This window comes from Labrys neptuniae (genome assembly GCF_040797145.1).
Taxonomy (GTDB): Bacteria; Pseudomonadota; Alphaproteobacteria; order Rhizobiales; family Labraceae; genus Labrys; species Labrys neptuniae.
Genome location: NZ_JBFNQD010000002.1, coordinates 672387 through 690963, shown reverse-complemented (window position 1 = coordinate 690963; position 18577 = coordinate 672387). Strand labels below are relative to the sequence as shown.

General features: G+C 65.5%; 19 protein-coding genes. 16 read left to right on the top strand and 3 right to left on the bottom strand.

Features of this window, described 5'->3' with window-relative positions; genetic code table 11:
* The first annotated feature begins 38 nt into the window (after positions 1–38).
* The 5 genes from ABXS05_RS10435 to ABXS05_RS10415 all read left to right on the top strand — a co-directional run bounded on the left by ABXS05_RS10435 (position 39) and on the right by ABXS05_RS10415 (position 5314).
* A complete protein-coding gene (locus ABXS05_RS10435; protein WP_311937812.1) occupies positions 39–713 on the top strand; it encodes a GntR family transcriptional regulator in 675 nt (224 codons plus the stop codon).
* 78 nt (positions 714–791) lie between these two features.
* A complete protein-coding gene (locus ABXS05_RS10430; RefSeq protein ID WP_367623837.1) occupies positions 792–2060 on the top strand; it encodes an ABC transporter substrate-binding protein in 1269 nt (422 codons plus the stop codon).
* A 263-nt stretch (positions 2061–2323) separates the two neighbouring features.
* Positions 2324–3202 carry a carbohydrate ABC transporter permease gene (locus ABXS05_RS10425; RefSeq protein WP_367623836.1) on the top strand — a complete coding sequence of 293 codons (879 nt, stop codon included), beginning with the start codon at positions 2324–2326 and terminating at the stop codon, positions 3200–3202.
* Positions 3199–4050 (top strand): carbohydrate ABC transporter permease, encoded by an 852-nt coding sequence (locus tag ABXS05_RS10420; protein WP_367623835.1) that lies wholly within the window; start codon positions 3199–3201, stop codon positions 4048–4050. The genes ABXS05_RS10425 and ABXS05_RS10420 overlap by 4 nt, the downstream gene beginning before the upstream one ends.
* Before the next feature lie 43 nt (positions 4051–4093).
* A complete protein-coding gene (locus ABXS05_RS10415) occupies positions 4094–5314 on the top strand; it encodes an enolase C-terminal domain-like protein (RefSeq protein ID WP_367623834.1) in 1221 nt (406 codons plus the stop codon).
* Between the two features lie 8 nt (positions 5315–5322).
* Here ABXS05_RS10415 and ABXS05_RS10410 read toward each other — a convergent pair whose 3' ends face one another.
* On the bottom strand, positions 5323–6111 hold the full coding sequence (locus ABXS05_RS10410; protein ID WP_367623833.1) for an SDR family NAD(P)-dependent oxidoreductase: 789 nt from the start codon (positions 6109–6111) through the stop codon (positions 5323–5325).
* A gap of 94 nt (positions 6112–6205) precedes the next feature.
* Here ABXS05_RS10410 and ABXS05_RS10405 point away from each other — a divergent pair, with 94 nt between their 5' ends.
* Entirely contained in the window at positions 6206–6757 is a 552-nt protein-coding gene (locus tag ABXS05_RS10405) for a TetR/AcrR family transcriptional regulator (RefSeq protein WP_367623832.1), read from the top strand.
* Positions 6758–6819: 62 nt separating this feature from the next.
* On the opposite strand, the gene ABXS05_RS10400 is transcribed toward ABXS05_RS10405, so the two are convergent.
* Positions 6820–7368 (bottom strand): methylated-DNA--[protein]-cysteine S-methyltransferase, encoded by a 549-nt coding sequence (locus tag ABXS05_RS10400; RefSeq protein ID WP_367623831.1) that lies wholly within the window; start codon positions 7366–7368, stop codon positions 6820–6822.
* A gap of 327 nt (positions 7369–7695) precedes the next feature.
* Between ABXS05_RS10400 and ABXS05_RS10395 the strand changes: the two genes are divergently transcribed.
* On the top strand, positions 7696–7977 hold the full coding sequence (locus tag ABXS05_RS10395) for an HU family DNA-binding protein (RefSeq protein ID WP_068297566.1): 282 nt from the start codon (positions 7696–7698) through the stop codon (positions 7975–7977).
* An 87-nt stretch (positions 7978–8064) separates the two neighbouring features.
* Here the strand turns inward: ABXS05_RS10395 and ABXS05_RS10390 are convergent, their stop codons facing one another.
* Complete coding sequence (locus ABXS05_RS10390) at positions 8065–8730, bottom strand: TetR/AcrR family transcriptional regulator (RefSeq protein WP_246683640.1); 666 nt, start codon at positions 8728–8730, stop codon at positions 8065–8067.
* Between the two features lie 161 nt (positions 8731–8891).
* Here ABXS05_RS10390 and ABXS05_RS10385 point away from each other — a divergent pair, with 161 nt between their 5' ends.
* The 9 genes from ABXS05_RS10385 (at position 8892) to ABXS05_RS10345 (ending at position 18397) form a co-directional block, all read left to right on the top strand.
* Positions 8892–9728 (top strand): uracil-DNA glycosylase family protein, encoded by an 837-nt coding sequence (locus ABXS05_RS10385; RefSeq protein WP_367623830.1) that lies wholly within the window; start codon positions 8892–8894, stop codon positions 9726–9728.
* A 4-nt stretch (positions 9729–9732) separates the two neighbouring features.
* Positions 9733–11361 carry a GMC family oxidoreductase gene (locus ABXS05_RS10380; RefSeq protein ID WP_367623829.1) on the top strand — a complete coding sequence of 543 codons (1629 nt, stop codon included), beginning with the start codon at positions 9733–9735 and terminating at the stop codon, positions 11359–11361.
* 16 nt (positions 11362–11377) lie between these two features.
* Positions 11378–11707, top strand: a complete 330-nt coding sequence (locus ABXS05_RS10375) for an NIPSNAP family protein (RefSeq protein ID WP_311937788.1) — start codon at positions 11378–11380, stop codon at positions 11705–11707.
* 87 nt (positions 11708–11794) lie between these two features.
* On the top strand, positions 11795–12847 hold the full coding sequence (locus ABXS05_RS10370; protein WP_311937786.1) for a BMP family ABC transporter substrate-binding protein: 1053 nt from the start codon (positions 11795–11797) through the stop codon (positions 12845–12847).
* Positions 12848–12959: 112 nt separating this feature from the next.
* Entirely contained in the window at positions 12960–14525 is a 1566-nt protein-coding gene (locus tag ABXS05_RS10365) for an ABC transporter ATP-binding protein (protein WP_367623828.1), read from the top strand.
* Positions 14522–15571 (top strand): ABC transporter permease, encoded by a 1050-nt coding sequence (locus ABXS05_RS10360; RefSeq protein ID WP_367623827.1) that lies wholly within the window; start codon positions 14522–14524, stop codon positions 15569–15571. Before ABXS05_RS10365 ends, ABXS05_RS10360 begins: the two co-directional genes overlap by 4 nt.
* Complete coding sequence (locus ABXS05_RS10355) at positions 15568–16461, top strand: ABC transporter permease (RefSeq protein WP_367623826.1); 894 nt, start codon at positions 15568–15570, stop codon at positions 16459–16461. Before ABXS05_RS10360 ends, ABXS05_RS10355 begins: the two co-directional genes overlap by 4 nt.
* Before the next feature lie 2 nt (positions 16462–16463).
* Positions 16464–16892: a VOC family protein gene (locus tag ABXS05_RS10350; RefSeq protein WP_367623825.1), complete on the top strand. Its 429-nt coding sequence runs from the start codon at positions 16464–16466 to the stop codon at positions 16890–16892.
* A complete protein-coding gene (locus ABXS05_RS10345; RefSeq protein ID WP_367623824.1) occupies positions 16889–18397 on the top strand; it encodes an amidohydrolase family protein in 1509 nt (502 codons plus the stop codon). The genes ABXS05_RS10350 and ABXS05_RS10345 overlap by 4 nt, the downstream gene beginning before the upstream one ends.
* Positions 18398–18577 lie beyond the last annotated feature (180 nt).

Genomic DNA, 18577 nt, shown 5'->3' with positions numbered 1-18577 from the left:
CGACACCGCACAGGGCGCGATTATCGGAGCCACCCGCCATGCTGGACACGCTGCGACATGCGAATGTGAGGCCGCGCTCCACGGCGACCAATGTCTATGAGATGTTGCGCAGCGACATCGTGCTCGGCGTGCTCAGGCCACAGCAGCCGATCCGCGAGGCCGATATCGCCGCCAGCCTCTCCGTGTCGCGCACGCCGGTGCGCGAAGCCTTGCTGCGCCTCGCCAATCTCGGCCTGGTCGAGATCTTCCCGCAGAGCGGCACGGTGGTTGCGCCGATCCGGGTGGAGAAAGTCAAGGCCGCCCAGCTGATCCGCGAGGTCGTGGAGGTGGAAATCAGCCGCAGGGCGTGCCAGGCGGTGAACCAGGCCGATCTCGACGCACTGGCGGGCATCGTCGACGAACAGGAATTCGCGGCGGGCCGCAAGGATGTGCGCCGCTTCTACGAATTGGACGAAGCCTTCCATCGCCGTATTTTCGCAACGGTCGACTGCCTGGCCGCCGCAGACGAGCTGGAGGACATGAAGGCCCACCTCAATCGCCTGCGCTTCGTCACCGTGAACTGGCCGAACCGCTCGGAAGCCATCATCGCCGAACATCGCGACATCCTTGCCGGCCTCGCCGCCGGTGACGAGGACGCCACCGCCATCGCCATGCGCAACCATCTGCGCACGATTCTGCAGGCGCTCGACAATTTCGTCACACGCACGCCGTGAACCAGAGCCGCCGCAAAGGCGGCCTTCACAACGACCAAACCAAGGCTGCGGCAACGACCGCAGGCAGGAGGGAACCCCATGATCTTGACGAAGTTACGTGCAGCGGCCGTTGCCGGCCTGCTCGCCGCGGGCTTGTCGGCCCCGATGGCCCACGCCGCCGACAAGCCGCAACTGACGGTGTCGCACGACAAGGCCGGCTGGCAGGCCAATTTCGAGGCCTATGGCAAGGACGACCCCACCGCGAGCTGGCAGGTCACGCCCTTCGGCGACACCACCAACTACCAGGCGGCGGTCCGGGCAGCCCTGCCCACCTCCTCGGCGCCCGGCATGTTCACCTGGTGGTCCGGCTACCGCATGAAGGACCTGGTGGAGGCAGGCCAGCTAGAAGATCTCACCGCGATCTGGAAGCCCCTGCTGGCCGACGGCAAGGTCAAGCAGGAAGTCGCCGATGCCTTCTCCTTCGACGGCAAGATCTATGCCGTGCCCAACAACGTCGCCTATTGGGCGATGTTCTACAACAAGAACGTCTACAAGGAGCTCGGCCTCGAAGTCCCCAAGACCTGGGCAGAGCTGGAAGGCAACCTCGCCAAGATCAAGGCCGCCAACAAGATACCGATCGGCCAGACCATCGAGGGACGCTGGCCGGCCTTCATCTGGTTCTCCGAATTCCTGGTGCGGTCCGATCCGGATTTCTACGTGAAGCTGATGGCCGGCAAGGCCAAATATACCGATCCGCAGGTCGCGGCGGCCTTCGCCACCTGGAAGGACTGGATGGCCAAGGGCTGGATGGACGACGGCACTTCGCCCTTCGGCTTCACCACCGGCGACAGCATGAACAACTCCTTCGCCCAGGGAAAGGTCGTCCACATGCTGGTCGGCACCTGGTTCGCCGACACCGTCACCAAGGCCGGCACCATCGAGGGGCGCGACTGGGGCCTGTTCGTGCTGCCCAACAAGAATGCCAGCCTGCCGCCGAGCGTGATCTTCGAGGCTGGACCGCTGCTGGTGTCGAAGAACTCCGACACGCATGACACCGCGGTGAAGGCGGCTACCTATTGGATGAGCAAGGAAGGCGAGCAGCGCTGGGCCGACCTCACCGGCTTCCTCGTCGCCAATAGCGATGCCAAGCTGCCTGATGACAAGGAAGTCGCCAAGCTCAACGATGTGGTGGCCAAGGACCACTACAAGCTGCTCGGCCGCTACTGGGAAACCACGCCTTCTCCGATCGCCGAGGCGGCCGTCGACGAGATCTCCAAATTCGTGCTCGACCCGAATTCCGCTCCGGAGGTGATGCAGAACCTGCAGAAGATCGCGGACGATTACTGGGCGGCGCACCCCAAGCCGTGAGGTCGCTCGCAGCATCTGCTCAACAGTAAGACGAAGCACAACTTGCCTTCTCCGCGAAGCGGGGAAGGTGGCCCGGCGAAGCCGGGTCGGATGGGGTGCAGCGGGCAATGCGCCGATCGCAACCCGATTGCACAACCATCCTGCCAGCCTTCCGGGGTTTCGAGCTGCCCACCACACCCCATCCGTCATTTCTTCGAAATGACACCTTCCCCACTACGTGGAGAAGGCTTTCTGAAGCACTTCCGGAGCCCGACGCAGCGATCATGTCTCCCCTGTCCGACCCCAAGCAGCGCGAAGCCTATCTCTATGTCGCCCCGGCGGCGTTGATGGTCGGCGTCTTCCTGATCCTGCCGATGCTCTACACCACCATGCTGGCCTTCACCGACTGGAACGGCATGACGGCGCCGACCTTCATCGGCTTCGCCAACTTCTTCAAGCTGGTGACGGACACCAATTTCACCCGCCCCTTCGTCAACACGCTGAAATGGATGGTGCTGGGCGTGGTACTGCCGGTCGGGCTCGGCTTCTTCTTCGCCTACGCCATTTCGGGGCTGAGGGGGGCGAAGCTGATGCAGATCTGCATCTACATTCCCGCAACCATCTCGGCCTCCGCCGCCGGCATCGTCTTCGGCTTCGTGCTGCGCGACCAGGGCGCCCTCAACATCCTGCTGGATGCCATCGGCCTCGGAGCCCTCAAGGTGAACTGGCTCTATGTCCAGCCCTACAACACCTATGCGATGATCGGCGCCTATACTTGGCAGGCAACCGGAATCAATGTGATGATCTTCCTGGTGGGCCTGCAGAACCTGCCGAAGGAGCCGGTGGAAGCGGCCACGCTCGACGGCGCAGGCGGCTTCGTGCTCGCCACCAGGATCATCATCCCCATGCTGATGCCCTATGTGGTGATCGCCTCGCTGCTGGCGGTGATCAACTCCTTCAAGGTGTTCGACACCATCTGGGTGATGACCGGCGGTGGCCCGGCCCGCATGTCCGAAACCCTGGCGGTGACCATGTACAAGGAGGGCTTCGCCAATTTCAAGATGGGCTACGCCTCGGCCGTCGCCGTGGTGATCTCGGCGCTCTCGCTGGTGTTTTCCTATCTCTATCTGCGCAACATGCTCGCACGGGAAAACCAGGTATGAGCCGGCAGCGCGCGATCGCCGCGGAACCCCGCAACCTCAGGAAGAGCGTGCTTTCGGGTGCCATGCTGGCGGTGACGCTGGTCTGGCTTTCGCCGATGGCCTTCCTCTTGATGAACACGCTGAAGACGGCCACCGACTACACACGCGGCCCGCTCAAGCTGCCGACCAGCTTCAATCTCTTCCACAATATCGCCAATGCCTGGGCGCAGGGGATCCAGAGCGGCTTCATCAACTCGCTGCTCTATGGCGCGGCGAGTTCCCTCACGGCGGTGCTGCTCGCCGCCTTCGCTGCCTATGGCATCGTCCGGCTGAAGCTGCCGCGGGGCCTCGGCTGGTTCCTGTTCATCTATTCGGGCACGATCTTTCCGCTGCAGATGTATCTGATCCCTTTGTTCAAGAGCTACATCGCCCTCGGCCTCTATGACACCAAGCTAGGCCTGTTCGCCTTCTACACCGCGATCTGCATCCCCTTCGCCACCTTCGTGATGCGCGGCTTCTTCCTCACAGTGCCCTGGGACATCCAGGAGGCGGCCGAGATGGATGGCGCCTCGAGCTGGGAAGTGTTCTGGAAGATCATGATGCCGCTCGCCAAGGCGCCCTTCCTGATGCTCACTTTGGTGCAGTTCACCTGGGTATGGAACGACCTCCTCTTCGGCATGATCCTGGTGCGCTCGCCCGATGCCCGCCCGGTCCAGGTCGCCCTGCTCGGCATGCAGAGCCTCTATGGCCAGGCCGACGCGCCGACCATCATCACCGCGACCCTGATCGTCTCGTTGCCGACCCTCATTCTGTTCCTCATGCTGCAGAAACATTTCGTCCGCGGCCTCGCTTTGGGGGCCGCGAATTGATGCGTCCTTTCTCCCTCTTCTCTTCCTGCAATCGGATAGTGCGATGAAGATCGTCGACCTCAAGGCCACCACCGTCGCCGTGCCGCTCGAAGCGCCGCTGCGCCATGCCGCCGGCGCGCATTGGGGGCGCTTCATCCGCACCATCGTGGAAGTCATCACCGACGAGGGCATCATCGGGCTCGGTGAGATGGGCGGCGGCGGCGAGTCGGCCGAGGCGGCGGTGCGCGCCCTGCTGCCTTATCTCGAGGGGCACGATCCGCTGCAGCTCGAGCAGTTGCGCTGGAAGATCATGAATCCCACCGCCTCGCTCTACAACAACCGCATGCAGCTCCATGCCGCCATCGAAATGGCCTGCATGGATGCCGCCGGCAAGAAACTGGGCATAAGGGCCTGCGACCTGATCGGCGGCGCCATCCGCGAGACAATCCCCTTTGCCAGCTATCTTTTCTACCGCTACCCCCATGAGGCAAGCGGCCAAGGCGGCGAGACCAGCCCCGACGAGATCGTCGCCCATGCCCGTGCGCTCAAGGCCCAGCATGGTTTCACCAGCCACAAGCTGAAGGGCGGCCTCTTCCCGCCGGATCATGACATCGAAACCGTCCGCGCCCTGGGCGCGGCGTTCCCTGGAGACCGGCTGCGCCTCGATCCCAACGCGGCCTGGTCGGTGGAAGAAGCGGTCCGCGTGGGGCGGGCGATCGAGCATCTCAACAACGACTATTTCGAGGACCCGACCTGGGGCCTCGAGGGGATGCGCCGGCTGCGGAACCTGGTGCGTATTCCCACGGCGACCAACACGGTGGTGGTGAATTTCGAGCAACTCGCCACCAACCTACGGCTGGAGGCCGTGGACGTCGTGCTGCTCGACACCACCTTCTGGGGCGGCCTGCGCCAGGCCCACAAGGCCGGCACCGTGCTGGAGACCTTCCAATACGGCGCCGCCGTGCATTCCTCGGGCGAGCTCGGCATCCAGCTCGCCTCGATGCTGCATCTGGGCGCCGCGCTGCCGAACCTCTCCTTCGCCGCCGACGCGCATTACCATCACCTCACCGACGACATCATCGTCGGCGGTCCCTTGCGCTATGTCGGCGGTGCCATCGCTCTGCCGCAAGGACCGGGCCTTGGCGTCGAGCTCGATCGCGACAAGCTCGCCCGCTATGCCGAGCATTACCGCGAGGTCGGCGGCTACACCTATGACCGCGATCCCGGCCGCCCGGGCTGGTATTCGATCCTGCCCGAGCAGCGCTTCGCCGATCCCCGAAAATAAGGGGCCTTTCAGGCCGCCCGATAGCGCTCGGCCGCGTGTTCCTGCCGGAAGTTCGGCAGCATGGCGCGGCGGGCGGCATCGAAGGCCTCCCACTGGCTCGCATCCGGCAGCGGCGGAATGGTGACGGCTTCGCGCCTGTCGAAGCCGACCAGCGCGGCGTCGACCAGTTCGCCGACGTCCATCACGCCCTCCAGTGCGTTCACATCACGGCCGGAGCGTTCCCAGATTTCGGTGCGGGTTGCCGCCGGCAGCACGGCCTGGACATAGAGGCCGCGCGGGCCGAGTTCCACCTGCAAGGTCTGCGACAGGGTCAGCACGAAGGCCTTGGTCGCCGCATAGACGCCCAGGGAAAACTCCGGCGCCAGCGCCACCACCGAGGCGATATTGACGATGGCACCGGTGCCCGCGGCAAGGAAGCGAGGCGTCACTGCACCGGCCAGTCGCGTCAGCGCCGTCACGTTGAGGCGAATGAGCTTGTCCAGCGCTTCCGGGTCTTGGTCGGCAAAGCCGCCATGGGCGGCGGCACCGGCATTGTTGACCAGGATGCCGATCTTGGCATCCTCGCGCAGGCGCGCCTCGATACGAGCGAGATCCTCGGAGGCCGTCAGATCCGCCTTCAGGACATCGACGGCGACGCCTTCTTCCTGACGAAGGCGGCCGGCGAGCGCGTTCAGGCGCGCCTCGTCCCGTGCCACCAGCACGAGGTCATGGCCGCGCCGGGCAAAGCGCTCGGCATATACGGCGCCAATGCCGGTCGAGGCACCGGTGATGAGAACGGCGGGAAGGGATTTGGTCATGGCATTTCTCCAAACTTATTCATGATAGTCATCATATATAATGCATTCATGATAGACATCATGTATAAAGTCAAGCGAGACAGGAGGGCCCGTCATGAAAGTCAGCCGCGAGCAGGTTGCCGAGCATCGTCACCGCATTCTGGAGGCAGCCGCGCGTCTCTATCGGGAGAAGGGTCTGGAAGGGGTCGGCGTCGCGCAGATCATGGCCGCCGCCGGGCTCACCCATGGCGGCTTCTACGGTCATTTCAAGTCGAAGGAGGACCTGATCGCCCAGGCGCTCGCCCATGTGCTGTCCCAGTCCGAAGGCGCCAAACCTCCGGGCCGAACCATGGCCGACTATGCCGCGGCCTATCTCACCCCGGCGCATCGGGACGCCCGCGCCGAGGGCTGCCCCTTTGCCGCACTCGGCTCGGAGGCCGTGCGCGGGTCGCCGGACATTCGTGCCGTGATGACCCGTTCCCTGCGCGATCAGATCGAGGATTTCAGCGCGACCGCTGCCGGCGAAACGCCGCAGGAACGGCGAAGCGCCGCGATCGCCGGCTGGGCCGCCATGGTCGGCGCCGTGATCCTGGCCCGCATCGCCGACGATCCCGCCCTTTCCAACGAGATCCTGTCGGCGACGCTCCGGCGCGTGGCCGGTTCGTAACGAAACTCGATTTTTCCTCGCCGGGCCGCCGGCGCTCACTCATGCGGCCGAGCCGCCCAGGCTCAGGCCCAGCCGAACAAGGTCGGTTCCGGCTTTGGCAAGGCGCCTTCGATCTCGAGCAGGCGGCGCTTGGTCGCCACGCCGCCATAGGCAGAGAAGCCACCGAACTTGCCGCCGGCCGCCATCACCCGATGGCAGGGCATCACGATGGTGAAGGGGTTCTGTCCCATGGCCTGGCCGACATCGCGCGCCAGCAGGGGATCGCCCAATTGCTTGGCGATCTCGCCATAGGTCATGGTGGAGCCGGGAGGGATGGCTCGCGCCACGGCATAGACCCGGCGATTGAATTCCGGCACAGCGGTCATGTCGAGCTCGATGAAGGACAGATCGGCCGTCTCTCCCGCCAGCAGGGCCTGGATGGCCGCGATGGCCTGGCGCACCGGTGCCGGCGGCTCGGCCTCCACTGCACCCGGCAGGGAGCGCAGCATGCGCGCCCTCAGGCCCGCCGGGCTATGGGACGGCAGTTGCACGCTGACCAGGCCCTTATCACCCCAAGCCAGGGCGCAAGTGCCGATTTCGGTGTCGAACAAGGCAAAATGGGGGGAAGTCATCGCTTCGTTTCCCTGTGGTTGAACTTGCCGCGATATCACCGCAAAAAGCCCCGCGCTTCCACCCGATATCTATGGTCGGCAAGTATAGTTCGCCAGTCCCCTGACATCCGCCGAAGCTTCACCAGCAAGGCCTTCACTTTACCAAACGGCATCACCATGCGGGCGTTTGCAAATTCAAACCGTTCCAAACAAGGGTTGAGCGCGAGAAAATCCGTTCATATCCGTTAAAAAAGCAGGATTTCCGTGCGTTTCCGGTGTACATGCGATGGCGATATCGAACCGGTCATGCGATAACGCCATCGGACGAATCATCGAAAGGATAACATCATGCCTGTCAGCACCAGCGATCTTGCCGACCGTATTGCCGCCGCTCATGGCCTGACTAAGACTGCCGCTAAGGCAGCTGTCGAGGACGTTCTGAAAGGGATCACCGAAGCGGCTGTCAAGGGTGAGGAAGTCTCCCTGAACGGCTTCGGTAAGTTCAAGGTGCAGGCCAAGCCCGCACGCGAAGGCCGCAACCCTTCCACCGGCGCCACCATCAAGATCGCCGCTTCCAAGAAGGTGGTCTTCCAGCCTGCCAAGGCGCTCAAGGATGCCGTGAACGGCTGATTTCGCGGGCCGCAAGCCCCATTTCAAAAACGGGACGGTGTCGGTGAGACACCGTCCCGTTTTTATTTTGCGCCTACGCTTGCGGTCTCAGGCAGGCGGCATCGCGAGGCCGCAGCCGCGCAGAACGATATCGCCGATAGCAAGCGCGGCCGCCTCGAAATCCTTCTTGGTCAGCCGGCTGACTTCCATGGCATCGCAGGCCAGCACCTCGAAATCGGCGTAGAACTGCGTCGTGCTCCACAGCATGATGAAGAAATGCGGAATGGCGATCGGTGCCATCCTGCCGGCAGCGATCCAGCCTTCGACCACGGCCGCCTTGGCGCGGGTCGCCTGCTTGACGTGGCTGCGGCCGGCCTTGTCGAGAAACTTCGCGCCGCTGAGGATCTCGTTGGCGAACAGCTTGGACTGGGCGGCGAACCGGCGTGAATAGTCGAGCTTGGCCCGGATATAGGCCATGATGGCTTCGGCCGGGTCGCGCTCGGGCTGCAACTCTTCGAGCGCCGTATCCCAGCTGGCGATCAGCCGGTCGATCAAGGCGCGATAGATATCCTCCTTGGCCGGGAAGTAATAATAGACGTTCGCCTTGGGTAGCCCCGAATGTTCGGCAACCTCGGCGATCCGCGTCCCATCGAAACCCTTGCGGGCGAACAGGTCGATCGCAGCGGCCAGGATTGCCGCCTCGTTGCGGGCCCGGATGCGTTCCTCGTTGTCCGAACCATCCTTGCGCGCCTTCTTTGCGCTGGTCGTCGCCACCTTGTCCTCCCGCATTCTCGAGATGCGTCCGTGTCCCGGAAATGCCGGTATCGGAACCCGATGTCAAAACCTGACCGAAGCGTCAGATTTTTTCAACTCATAACTTGACGTTTTGGTCAGGTTTTGCCTATCCTCCTTGCAACGAGGGGGATGCAGCAGCGATGCCGACATCATTGCGTGACGTCATGCGGGACGTGCTGGATGGCTGGCATGACGATCTGCCGCCTGCCTGGCGCGATATCCTCGCACCGGTCGAGCTGGGCTTCGCCGACATGGATGGCGAACTGGCGCTGGAGCCGTGGGAACCGGTCTTCCCCGTGCGCAAGGGTCGCCTCTTTCCCGGCCAGCCCAGAGGGGCGCATATGCTGCGCGCCTTCGACATTGAGCCCCAGCAGGTGCGCTGTGTGGTGCTGGGCCAGGATCCCTATCCCAGCCCTGACTTTTCGACTGGCCGCGCCTTCGAGGCCGGCAATGTCGCCGAATGGCGCGAACTGGAGAAGATGTTCTCGGTCAGCATCCGCACGGTGATGCAGATGATCGTCGCCGCCCGCACCGGCGAGGCCGGCTGGGCCGGCAGCACCGCCGACTGGCCACGCCTGCGCACCGCCATCGAGGCCGGTACCGTCGCGCTCGAACCCGCCAATGCCGTCGCCGATCGCTGGGTGGCCAGCGGCGCCCTGCTGCTCAATGCCTCGCTGACCCTCAGCCGCTTCCAAGTCTCCATCGATCCGCATCAAAGCCGGGGCCATCTGCCGCTGTGGCGGCCACTGATCGTGGCGGTGCTGCGCCATCTCGCCGGTTCCGGACAAAAAGTGGTCTTCCTCGGCTTTGGCGAGGCAGCGGCGCAGACCCTCCGGACGGCCGGCATCATGGAGGGCGACGACTGCATCCTGCGCGAGCATCCGGCCCGGGGCGATGCAGTGCTCGGCCTGCCCAATCCCTTCATTCTCGGCAATGAGCGGCTCAAGGCGCTCGGCGCCGCCCCGATCGACTGGTGAGGCCATGCGCAGCGATGCCGAATATGACTATGTGATCATCGGCGCCGGCTCGGCAGGCTGCGTCGTCGCCAACCGTCTGTCCGCGGATCCGGGCAATCGCGTATTGCTGCTCGAAGCGGGCGGACGCGACCGCAATCCCCTGTTCCGCCTGCCCATGCTGATGGGCAAGCTCTTCAATTCCGGCCTCTACAATTGGAATTACCGCACCGAGCCCGAGCCGCATCTCAACAACCGCACGCTCTATTGGCCGCGCGGCAAGGCGCTCGGCGGCACCTCGACCATCAACGGCATGATCTATGTGCGCGGCAACGCCCAGGATTACGACCGCTGGGCCCAGATGGGCCTGCCGGGCTGGTCCTATGACGAGGTGCTGCCCGCCTTCCGCCGTTCCGAGACCCATGTCGAGCGCAACGGTGCCTTCCACGGCACCGAGGGCGCCCTCACCGTCTGCCGCGCCCGCGGCCGCAACGGGCTATTCGATGTCTTTATCGAAGCCGGCGTGCAGGCGGGCTATCCCCGCAACGACGATTTCAACGGAGCCGAACAGGAAGGCTTCGGGCGCTATGATTTCACCATCCGCAAGGGCAAGCGCTGGTCGACCTCCCACGCCTTCCTGCGACCGGTGCTCGACCGGCCCAACCTGACGGTAGAGGTGAACGCGCTCAGCCAACGTATTCTGGTGGAGAACGGACGTGCTACCGGCGTCCTGTTCACGCAGGGCGGGCGGGCACGCACCGTGCGGGCCGGACGGGAGGTCATCCTGTGCGGAGGAGCCGTCAACTCACCGCAATTGTTGATGCTTTCCGGCATCGGGCCGGCTGATGAGCTGGCTAAACATGGCATTGAGGTACGGCACGACCTGCCGGGCGTGGGCCGCAACCTGCAGGACCATGTCGATTGTTGCCTCAGCTACGAATGCAAGCAGCCGGTGACGCTCTATGGCGATCTTCGCGCCGACAAGCTGATCGCTTCGGTCGCGCAGGGCATGGTGCTGGGCACCGGCATCACCACCACCTTCCCCTATGAGGCCGGCGCCTTCATGAAGTCGCGGCCTGACCTGGTGGCGCCCGACATCCAGGCTCATTTCATGCCGGCGCTGGAGAAGACCGCCAATCTGCATTGGCCCAATCCCTTCCGCAAACAGGCGGTGGAGGCCAATCATGGCTTCACCATCCGGGTCGGCCCGGTCAATCCGGAGAGCCGGGGCACCATCACGCTGCGCTCCGCCGATCCGGCGGCGGCGCCCCGTATCCAGGCCAATTACCTCGCCACCGAGTTCGACCGCAAGACGATGATTTCAGCCATCCGCATGATGCGCGAGGTCATCGCTCAACCGGCCTTCGATCCCTATCGCGGCAAGGAACTGGCGCCGGGGCCTGGCGTGCTCAGCGACGGTGAACTGCTGGAATGGCTGCGGGCCTCGGCCCTGACCACGCTCCATCCGGTCGGCACCTGCAAGATGGGCAACGATACCGAGGCCGTCGTCGATGCCGAGCTCAGGGTCCGCGGCATCGAGGGGCTGAGGGTCGCGGACGCCTCGATCATGCCGATCATTTCGAGCGGCAACACCAATGCGCCGACCATCATGATCGGTGAGCGGGCTGCCGATTTCATCCTCAACACCAAGCTATGACACGGAAGCGGCAGCCATGATCATCGAACAGCGCACCTACAGCTTCAAGCCGGGCCAGCTCGACCGCTGGCTCAAGAAATATGAGACCGAAGGCCTGCCGATCCAGAAGAAGCATCTGGGCACCTTCATGGGCCTCTGGGTCAGCGAGATCGGCCCGCTGCATCAGATCGTGATGATGTGGGCCTATCAGGGCCTGGGTGACCGCGAGACACGGCGCGCCGCCATGGCTGCGGACCCGGCCTGGACCAAGTTCATCGGCGAAGTCTGGGGCCTGGACGCCATGATCTCGCAGGAGGTCAAGATGCTCAAGCCGACCTCGATCTGCCCGCCCTTGCCGGCGGCCTGACGGCGAAGTGACGAACCGGGGCGCCGAAGCGTCGCGGAAAACAACAAGAAACCAACACCATCCAGATCAAGAGAAGGGAACTGACAGATGACGAAGACTCCCTCCGTTTCAGGCCTGTTCCGGCATTCGGCCTCACGCCGCCAATTCCTCATCGGCACAGCAGGCGTCGCAGCGCTCGGCCTGCTGTCGAGCCAGGCCCGGGCCGCCGATGGCCTGGTGGCGCTGGTGCATACCCAGGCGGCTGGCGACAACGGCCCGGTCGACGGCATGATCGCGTCGCTGAAGAGGCTGGCCGGCGAAAAAGGCTTTGCCACCCGCATCATCTATGCGCAGGACGCCGCGACCTATGAATCGATCTTCCGCAGCCTCGGCGATGCCGGCGCCAGCGTGGTCGTCTCGACCTTCAACGAGGTCGCCGAGCCCTTCAAGGCCGTGGCGCCCGAATATCCCAACACCAAATTCGTGCAGCTCTACGCCGACCCGTTCGAGCCGGCGATCCCGAATGTGGTGACAGTGGCCTATGACTATTATCTGGGCTGCTATCTCTCGGGCCTGTTCGGCAGCCGCATCTCCAAGACCGGCGCGATCGGCTATATCGGCGGCGCCAGCATTCCCGGCCAGATCGCCGATCTCAACGCCCTCAAGGCGGCGGCCGCGGTGATCGGCCCCAACATCAAGTTCACCGGCGCTTTCGCCGGCTCGTTCCAGGACCCCGCCAAGGGCCACGAGATCGCCAACCAGCTGTTCCAGTCCGGCGTCGACTACATCCAGACCGACTCGGCCGCCACGGATACAGGCATAATCCAAGCCGCGACCGAAGCGCCCGGCCGCCTGGTCAGCGCCATTTCCAGGGAGCAGTACAAGCTCGGCCCCAAGGCGGTCGCCGCCATCGTCAAGCTCGACTTCGGCCTGTCGCTCTATCAGGAAGTCAGCAAGGCGCTGGCCGAAGGCTGGAAGGGACATCACGTCTCCACCGGCATCGACACCGGCGTGATCGACTTCGAGCTCTCGGACACCTTCCTCAAGGAAGGTCCGGCCGATCTCGTGGCCAAGGCCAAGGAGATCTGGCCCGACATCGAGAAGGCAAAGAAGGAGATCATCGCCGGAACGCTCAAGGTGCCGCTCAACACCGCGCTCTAGAGCCCCCTCCTCGCCGCCTCGACACGCGCCGTCTTGCCTGCGGCCGTGGCGAGGCGCAGTGCTCCATCCGACAGGTTGCGGCCCCAGGGCCCGCGCATCCGGGAAGACCACCATGCCCCAGCACGCCCTCGAATGCGGCGATGTCAGTGTCCTCTTCGGCGAGGTTGCGGCGCTCAGGCAGGTGAGCCTGGGCTTCGAGGCCGGCCGCATCCATGCCGTCGTGGGACAGAACGGCGCCGGCAAGACCACCTTTGCCCGCGTCTGCGCCGGCATCGTCAGGCCTTCCTCCGGACAATTGCTGATCGGGGGACAACCCGTGCCGCTCGGCAAGGTCAATGCCGCTCGCGCCGCCGGGGTCGAACTCGTGCATCAGAGCTTCGCCCTGCCGCCCTCCTTCACCGTCGCCGAAGCCATGGAATTCGGCGCACAGGGCCGCGGGGCGCTGTTCTCCGCCAGGATCCTGCGGGCCCGCTGGACCACCCATCTCGAAGGCCTCGGCGTGAAGGTCGATCCACGCGCCCGCATCCGCGACCTGCCGGTGGAAACCCGCCAGGCGGTCGAGATCGCCCGTGCCCTGGTGACGGATGCCCGCATCCTCATCCTGGACGAGCCGACCGCCGTGCTGTCGCCTTCGGGTATCGAGACCCTGTTCGAGCGCCTGCGCGGCCTGCGCGAGCGCGGCGTCACCATCATCCTGATCCTGCACAAGATCCGCGAGGTGCTCGGCATCGCCGAGACCGTCAGCGTCCTGCGCGGCGGACGCCTGATCGAGGCCTGTGTGCCCGTGGGCACGATCGACGCCACCCGCCTCGCCAATGCGATCATCGGCACCGCCGCCGGCCTCGACAAGGCGGATAAGGCCGCTCTGGTCGGCGAGGGCGTCAGCGCACCTTCCACCCACGCCGCGATGCCATCCTCTGCCGCCCCCATCCTCGACATGAAGGCCGTCACCACCCGCCCGGACGGCGAAGGGCGCCCGCTCGACCGGGCCGACCTCGCCATCCGCGGCGGCGAAATCGTCGGCATCGCCGGTGTCGAAGGCAATGGCCAACAGACGCTGGTCCGTGCCCTCGCCGGGCTCGTCGGCCTGGAACGCGGCACCATCGCGCTCGATGGACTGGATGTCACCAGGCGCCCCGTGATCGAGCGCCGCGCCGCCGGCCTGCGCATCATTCCCTTCGACCGCAACAGCGAGGGGCTGAGCCTGACCAGCTCGCTGTGGGAGAACTGGGCCGCCCGCAACCTGCTGCTGGGGCGCATCCTGTCTTTCGTCGCTCCCTCCAGGCTGCGGAAGGCCTGCCAGGCCAGCCTGCATGGGTGGGACGTCCGTTTCGCCACCACCACCCAGCCGGCCGGCTCGCTCTCGGGCGGCAATGCCCAGAAGGTCATCCTCGCCCGCGAGATCGACGAGACGGCGCGGCTGGTCATCGCGGCCCAGCCCACTCGCGGCCTCGACATCGGCGCCACCGCCTTCGTCTGGCGCGCGCTCAGAGCCTGCCGCGACCAGGGCTGCGGCGTGCTGCTGATCTCCTCCGACCTCGACGAACTCTTCGACATCGCCGACCGCGTGGTGGTGATGTTCTCCGGCCGCATCGTCGCCGAGTTCACCGCTCCCTTCGACATGGCGGCGGTGGGCCAGGCCATGGTCGGCGATGTCGGCCTGGATGAAGCCGCATGACCGCCCGCCTCCTTTCCATCCTGCGCGCCGTCAGTTTCGTTGCCCTGGCGCTCGGCCTGTGCGGCATCGTGTTCGAATTTGCCGGCTATTCGGCCCCGGACATGTTCCGCAGCATCGCCGACGGCGCCTTCACCTCGCCCAATGCGCTGATGAAGAGCCTGCGCTGGGCTCTGCCGCTGGTGATCACCGCCGCCGGTGTGCTGGTCTGCTTTCGCTGCGGCTATTTCAATGTCGGGGCACAGGGCCAGTTCTATCTCGGTGCCATCGGCGCGGCGACGGCCGCCCAGCTGTTGAACGGCGCACCCGCATTGGTCGTGGTGCCCGTGGCCATGCTGGCCGGCATGCTGGCCGGCGCCCTGTGGGCGGCCTGGCCCGGTTTCCTCAGGCTGCGCTATGGCACCGACGAGGTGATCACCACGCTGATGGGCAATTTCATGGCCGGCCTGCTGCTGGTCTATGTCACTTCCGGCCCGCTGAAGGATCCCTCCGGCACCGGACAGGTCACCGCAAGCCGCCCCGTCGCCTCCGCCTATCGCATCGCCACCTCGGTCGGCGTCTCACCCACCACGATCGCCCTGTCCGTGCTGGTTCTGGTTCTGGTCTGGCTCCTGGTAAACCGCACCGCCTATGGCGTGCTCTCCAGCCTGGCCGGCCGCAACGCGGTGATGATCGCCTGGCAGGGCGCCCGCCTCTCCCGTCTGGGGCTGTCGGCCTTCCTGATCTCAGGCGCCCTGGCGGGCCTCGCCGGCTCGATCGAGCTGCTCGGTCCCAATGGCCGCCTGGTCAGCGGCTTCCTGCCCGGGCACGGCTTCACCGCGATCCTGATCGCCCTGGTCGCGGGGCTGTCCGTGGCCGGCGCGGCCATCGTCTCGCTGTTCTTCGGCGGCCTTGCCGCCGCCAGCCTCTATCTGCCGGTGATCGCCGGCCTGCCAGCCGCTGCCATCGACGTGATCAACGCCGCCATCGCTTTGTTCATCACGGCGCGCACCTGGCTGCTGCCGGACTTCATCAAGCGGCGCCTGCCGGCGCGGAGGACCCAGCCATGAGCGACATCCTCATAGCCATCCTGCGCTCGGGCACGCCGCTGATCTATGTAGCCATGGCCGGCATGCTGGCCCAGCGCGCCGGCATCTGGAATCTCGGTCTGGAAGGGCTGATGATCGCGGGCGCCTGTGCCGCCGCCGTCGGCACCGCCAAATCCGGCTCCGTCGCCTTCGGCCTCGGCCTTGCCATCGTGGTCTGCGTGCTCGGCTCTATGCTGCTGTGGTTCGTGGTCGAGAAGCTGCGCGCTCATCCGATCATCGCCGGCCTCGGCCTCACCGGCCTCGGGCTCGGCGGCACGGATCTCGCCGTCCAGGCCATCTATGGCAGCCAGGCCTCGGTGATGGCCGGCCGGGGGCTGCCCCGGCTCGGCGAGGCCTTCGGCCCCTTCGGGGTGCTCTCCGTGCTGGTGATATCAATGCCCTTCGTGGTGCTGGCGCTCTGGGTCATCGTGCGGCGCACCCGTTTCGGCCTGCAACTGACGGCCTGCGGCGAGCACCCCTTCGCCGCCCGCAGCGTCGGCGTGGCGCCGGCTCGCATGCGCCTGATCGCCCTGATGGGCGGCGGCGTGCTCTGCGCCCTCGGCGGCGCCGAACTGGCGCTCGGCACGCTCCAGCTCTTCAGCATCAACATGACGGCCGGCCGCGGCTTCATGGGCTTCGCTTCGGTGATCTTCGGCGGCGGCCATCCGATCGGCTCGGCCCTGGCTGCGCTGTTCTTTTCCGTCGTCGATGCGCTCGGCATCCGGGCCCAGCTCCTCTTCGGCGACAAGGTGCCCCGCGATCTCCTGCTTGCACTGCCCTATCTCGCCACGGTGCTGGGCGTGTGGATCAGCGGGCAGCTGCGCGGTGGCGTCAAGGCAGCCGCGACCGGCGGCGAATTACGGGATTACTGACAATGACGGCCTTTGCCCAACGCCACGCGATCAGCGATGTCTGCATCCTCACCGCCGACATCGAACGCTCGATCGCCTTCTACACCGGCAAGCTCGGCTTCGCCCTGAAGCATCGCGCCCCCGGTTTTGCCGATTTCAACGGCGCCGGGCTGACCCTGGCCCTGTGGGAGATCGGCCATATCAGCCGTCATGCCGGCCTGTCGGCCAAGCGCGGTTCGGGCCATCACAACGTGCTGATCGCGGTGTTGATGTCCTCGCCGGCTGAGCTGGATGCCTGCCATGCCGAGCTCGCAGCCAAGGGCGTGGCCTTCGAAAGGCCGCCCGCCGATTATGCCTGGAATGCCCGCTGCTGCTATTTCGCCGGACCGGACGGGGAGGTCTGGGAGCTCTATGCCTGGCTCGACGGCGGCGCCCCGGGGAAACTGGCATGAACACAACCCTGATCCGCAACGCCACCATCCTCGCCATGGGCGGCGAACAGGGCAGCACGCCCTTCAGCGGCGACCTCCTGGTCGAGGGCAATCGCATCGCCGCCATCGGCCCTGATCTTGGCGACCACCCCGGTGCGAGACTGATCGACGGGCGCGGCCGGCTGGTGATGCCGGGCCTCGTCAACGCCCACACCCATTCCGGCGAAACCTTCTTCCGGGGGCGCTATGAGCGCCTGCCGTTGGAATTATGGCTGCTCTATGCCTATCCGCTGCTGATGGGCCCGCTGCTGCCGCCGCGCCTGCTCTATCTGCGCACGCTGCTGCTCGCGATGGAATCGCTGAAGGGCGGCGTCACCCTGCTGTGCGACGACTTCTTCGACCCGCCCCGGCACGATCTCGACAGGCTCGGCACCGTGTTCCGCGCCTATGAGGATGTCGGCATCCGCGCCAATGTCTCCAGCGCGGTGATGAACATCCACCCGCTCGATGCCCTCGCCTATGGCCGCCAGACCATGCCCGCAGACCTGCAGGCCAAGCTCGATTTCGGGCCGCCGATCACCGCCTCCGCCTATGTCGATTATTGCCGCTCAGCCCTGGCGGCCTTCCAGGACAAGGCCGGACGGCTGCGATTCATGATCGCTCCCTCCGCGCCCCAGCGCTGCACGCCCGACCTCATGCTCGCCTGTGACGAGCTGGCCCGGCAATGGCGCGTGCCCTTCCACACCCACATCCTGGAGACCAAGACCCAGGCGGTGACGGGACAGCTTTTCCACGGCAAGAGCCTGATCCGCTACCTGCACGATCTCGGCTTGCTTCACCCCGGCATCACCATCGCCCATTCGGTCTGGGTCGACGAGGACGATATCGCCCTGATGGGCGCGGCGGGTTGCTCGGTGGCCCATAATGCCGTTTCCAACCTGAAGCTCGGTGCCGGCATCGCGCCGCTCCGCCGCCTCATCGATGCCGGCGTCACCATCGGCCTCGGCACCGACGGCGTCTCGTCGAACGACAGCGCGCGCATCTTCGACGTGATGCGCACGGCCGCTTTGGTGCAAAGTGCCACCGGCCCCGATCATGAGCGCTGGGTCTCGGCGCAGGAAATCCTCAACGCTGCCACGCTGGGCGGCGCGCGCAGCGCCCTGCTGGGCGAGATCACCGGTTCGTTGGAAGTCGGCAAGCGCGCCGACCTGATCATGCTTCGGCTCGACAGCCTCTCCTTCACGCCGCTCAACGACATCGTCCGGCAGCTCGTCCATGCCGAGAATGGTGCTTCGATCGAGCGCGTGATGGTCGAGGGCGAGATCGTGGTGGAACAGGGCCGCCTGACCCGCATCGACGAGGAGGCCGTCCTGGCCGAGATCCGCGAGGCCATGCCGGCCTTCCTGGCTGGTCATGCCGAGATCGAAGCCCGCAACGCCATCTTCCACCCCTATTTCGAGCAGATGCACCAGCGTGCCACGGCCCTGGATGTCGGCATGGACCGATATGCGGGAACGCGGGGGTAAGCGACGCAAATTCCATTGAAGCCTGACCGTCATCCCCGGCGAGGCCATAGGCCGAGGAAAGGGGATCCAGGGGCCATAAGTCGAGCTCTCCAGCCCTGGATCCCCAGTCACAAGCAAAGCTTGTGACGATACCCTCGCCCTCTCTCGCTTTGCTTGCGAGCGGCTTGGCCGGGGATGACA

Bases quoted from the DNA above. Each gene is read 5' to 3' on its own strand.
- ABXS05_RS10435 (WP_311937812.1), top strand. From the start codon at position 39: ATGCTGGACACGCTGCGACATGCGAATGTGAGGCCGCGCTCCACGGCG.
- ABXS05_RS10375 (WP_311937788.1), top strand. From the start codon at position 11,378: ATGATCATCGAACAGCGCACCTACAGCTTCAAGCCGGGCCAGCTCGAC.
- ABXS05_RS10360 (WP_367623827.1), top strand. From the start codon at position 14,522: ATGACCGCCCGCCTCCTTTCCATCCTGCGCGCCGTCAGTTTCGTTGCC.
- ABXS05_RS10420 (WP_367623835.1), top strand. From the start codon at position 3,199: ATGAGCCGGCAGCGCGCGATCGCCGCGGAACCCCGCAACCTCAGGAAG.
- ABXS05_RS10345 (WP_367623824.1), top strand. From the start codon at position 16,889: ATGAACACAACCCTGATCCGCAACGCCACCATCCTCGCCATGGGCGGC.
- ABXS05_RS10425 (WP_367623836.1), top strand. From the start codon at position 2,324: ATGTCTCCCCTGTCCGACCCCAAGCAGCGCGAAGCCTATCTCTATGTC.
- ABXS05_RS10380 (WP_367623829.1), top strand. From the start codon at position 9,733: ATGCGCAGCGATGCCGAATATGACTATGTGATCATCGGCGCCGGCTCG.
- ABXS05_RS10350 (WP_367623825.1), top strand. From the start codon at position 16,464: ATGACGGCCTTTGCCCAACGCCACGCGATCAGCGATGTCTGCATCCTC.
- ABXS05_RS10430 (WP_367623837.1), top strand. From the start codon at position 792: ATGATCTTGACGAAGTTACGTGCAGCGGCCGTTGCCGGCCTGCTCGCC.
- ABXS05_RS10355 (WP_367623826.1), top strand. From the start codon at position 15,568: ATGAGCGACATCCTCATAGCCATCCTGCGCTCGGGCACGCCGCTGATC.
- ABXS05_RS10365 (WP_367623828.1), top strand. From the start codon at position 12,960: ATGCCCCAGCACGCCCTCGAATGCGGCGATGTCAGTGTCCTCTTCGGC.
- ABXS05_RS10370 (WP_311937786.1), top strand. From the start codon at position 11,795: ATGACGAAGACTCCCTCCGTTTCAGGCCTGTTCCGGCATTCGGCCTCA.
- ABXS05_RS10415 (WP_367623834.1), top strand. From the start codon at position 4,094: ATGAAGATCGTCGACCTCAAGGCCACCACCGTCGCCGTGCCGCTCGAA.
- ABXS05_RS10395 (WP_068297566.1), top strand. From the start codon at position 7,696: ATGCCTGTCAGCACCAGCGATCTTGCCGACCGTATTGCCGCCGCTCAT.
- ABXS05_RS10410 (WP_367623833.1), bottom strand. From the start codon at position 6,111: ATGACCAAATCCCTTCCCGCCGTTCTCATCACCGGTGCCTCGACCGGC.
- ABXS05_RS10405 (WP_367623832.1), top strand. From the start codon at position 6,206: ATGAAAGTCAGCCGCGAGCAGGTTGCCGAGCATCGTCACCGCATTCTG.
- ABXS05_RS10385 (WP_367623830.1), top strand. From the start codon at position 8,892: ATGCCGACATCATTGCGTGACGTCATGCGGGACGTGCTGGATGGCTGG.
- ABXS05_RS10400 (WP_367623831.1), bottom strand. From the start codon at position 7,368: ATGACTTCCCCCCATTTTGCCTTGTTCGACACCGAAATCGGCACTTGC.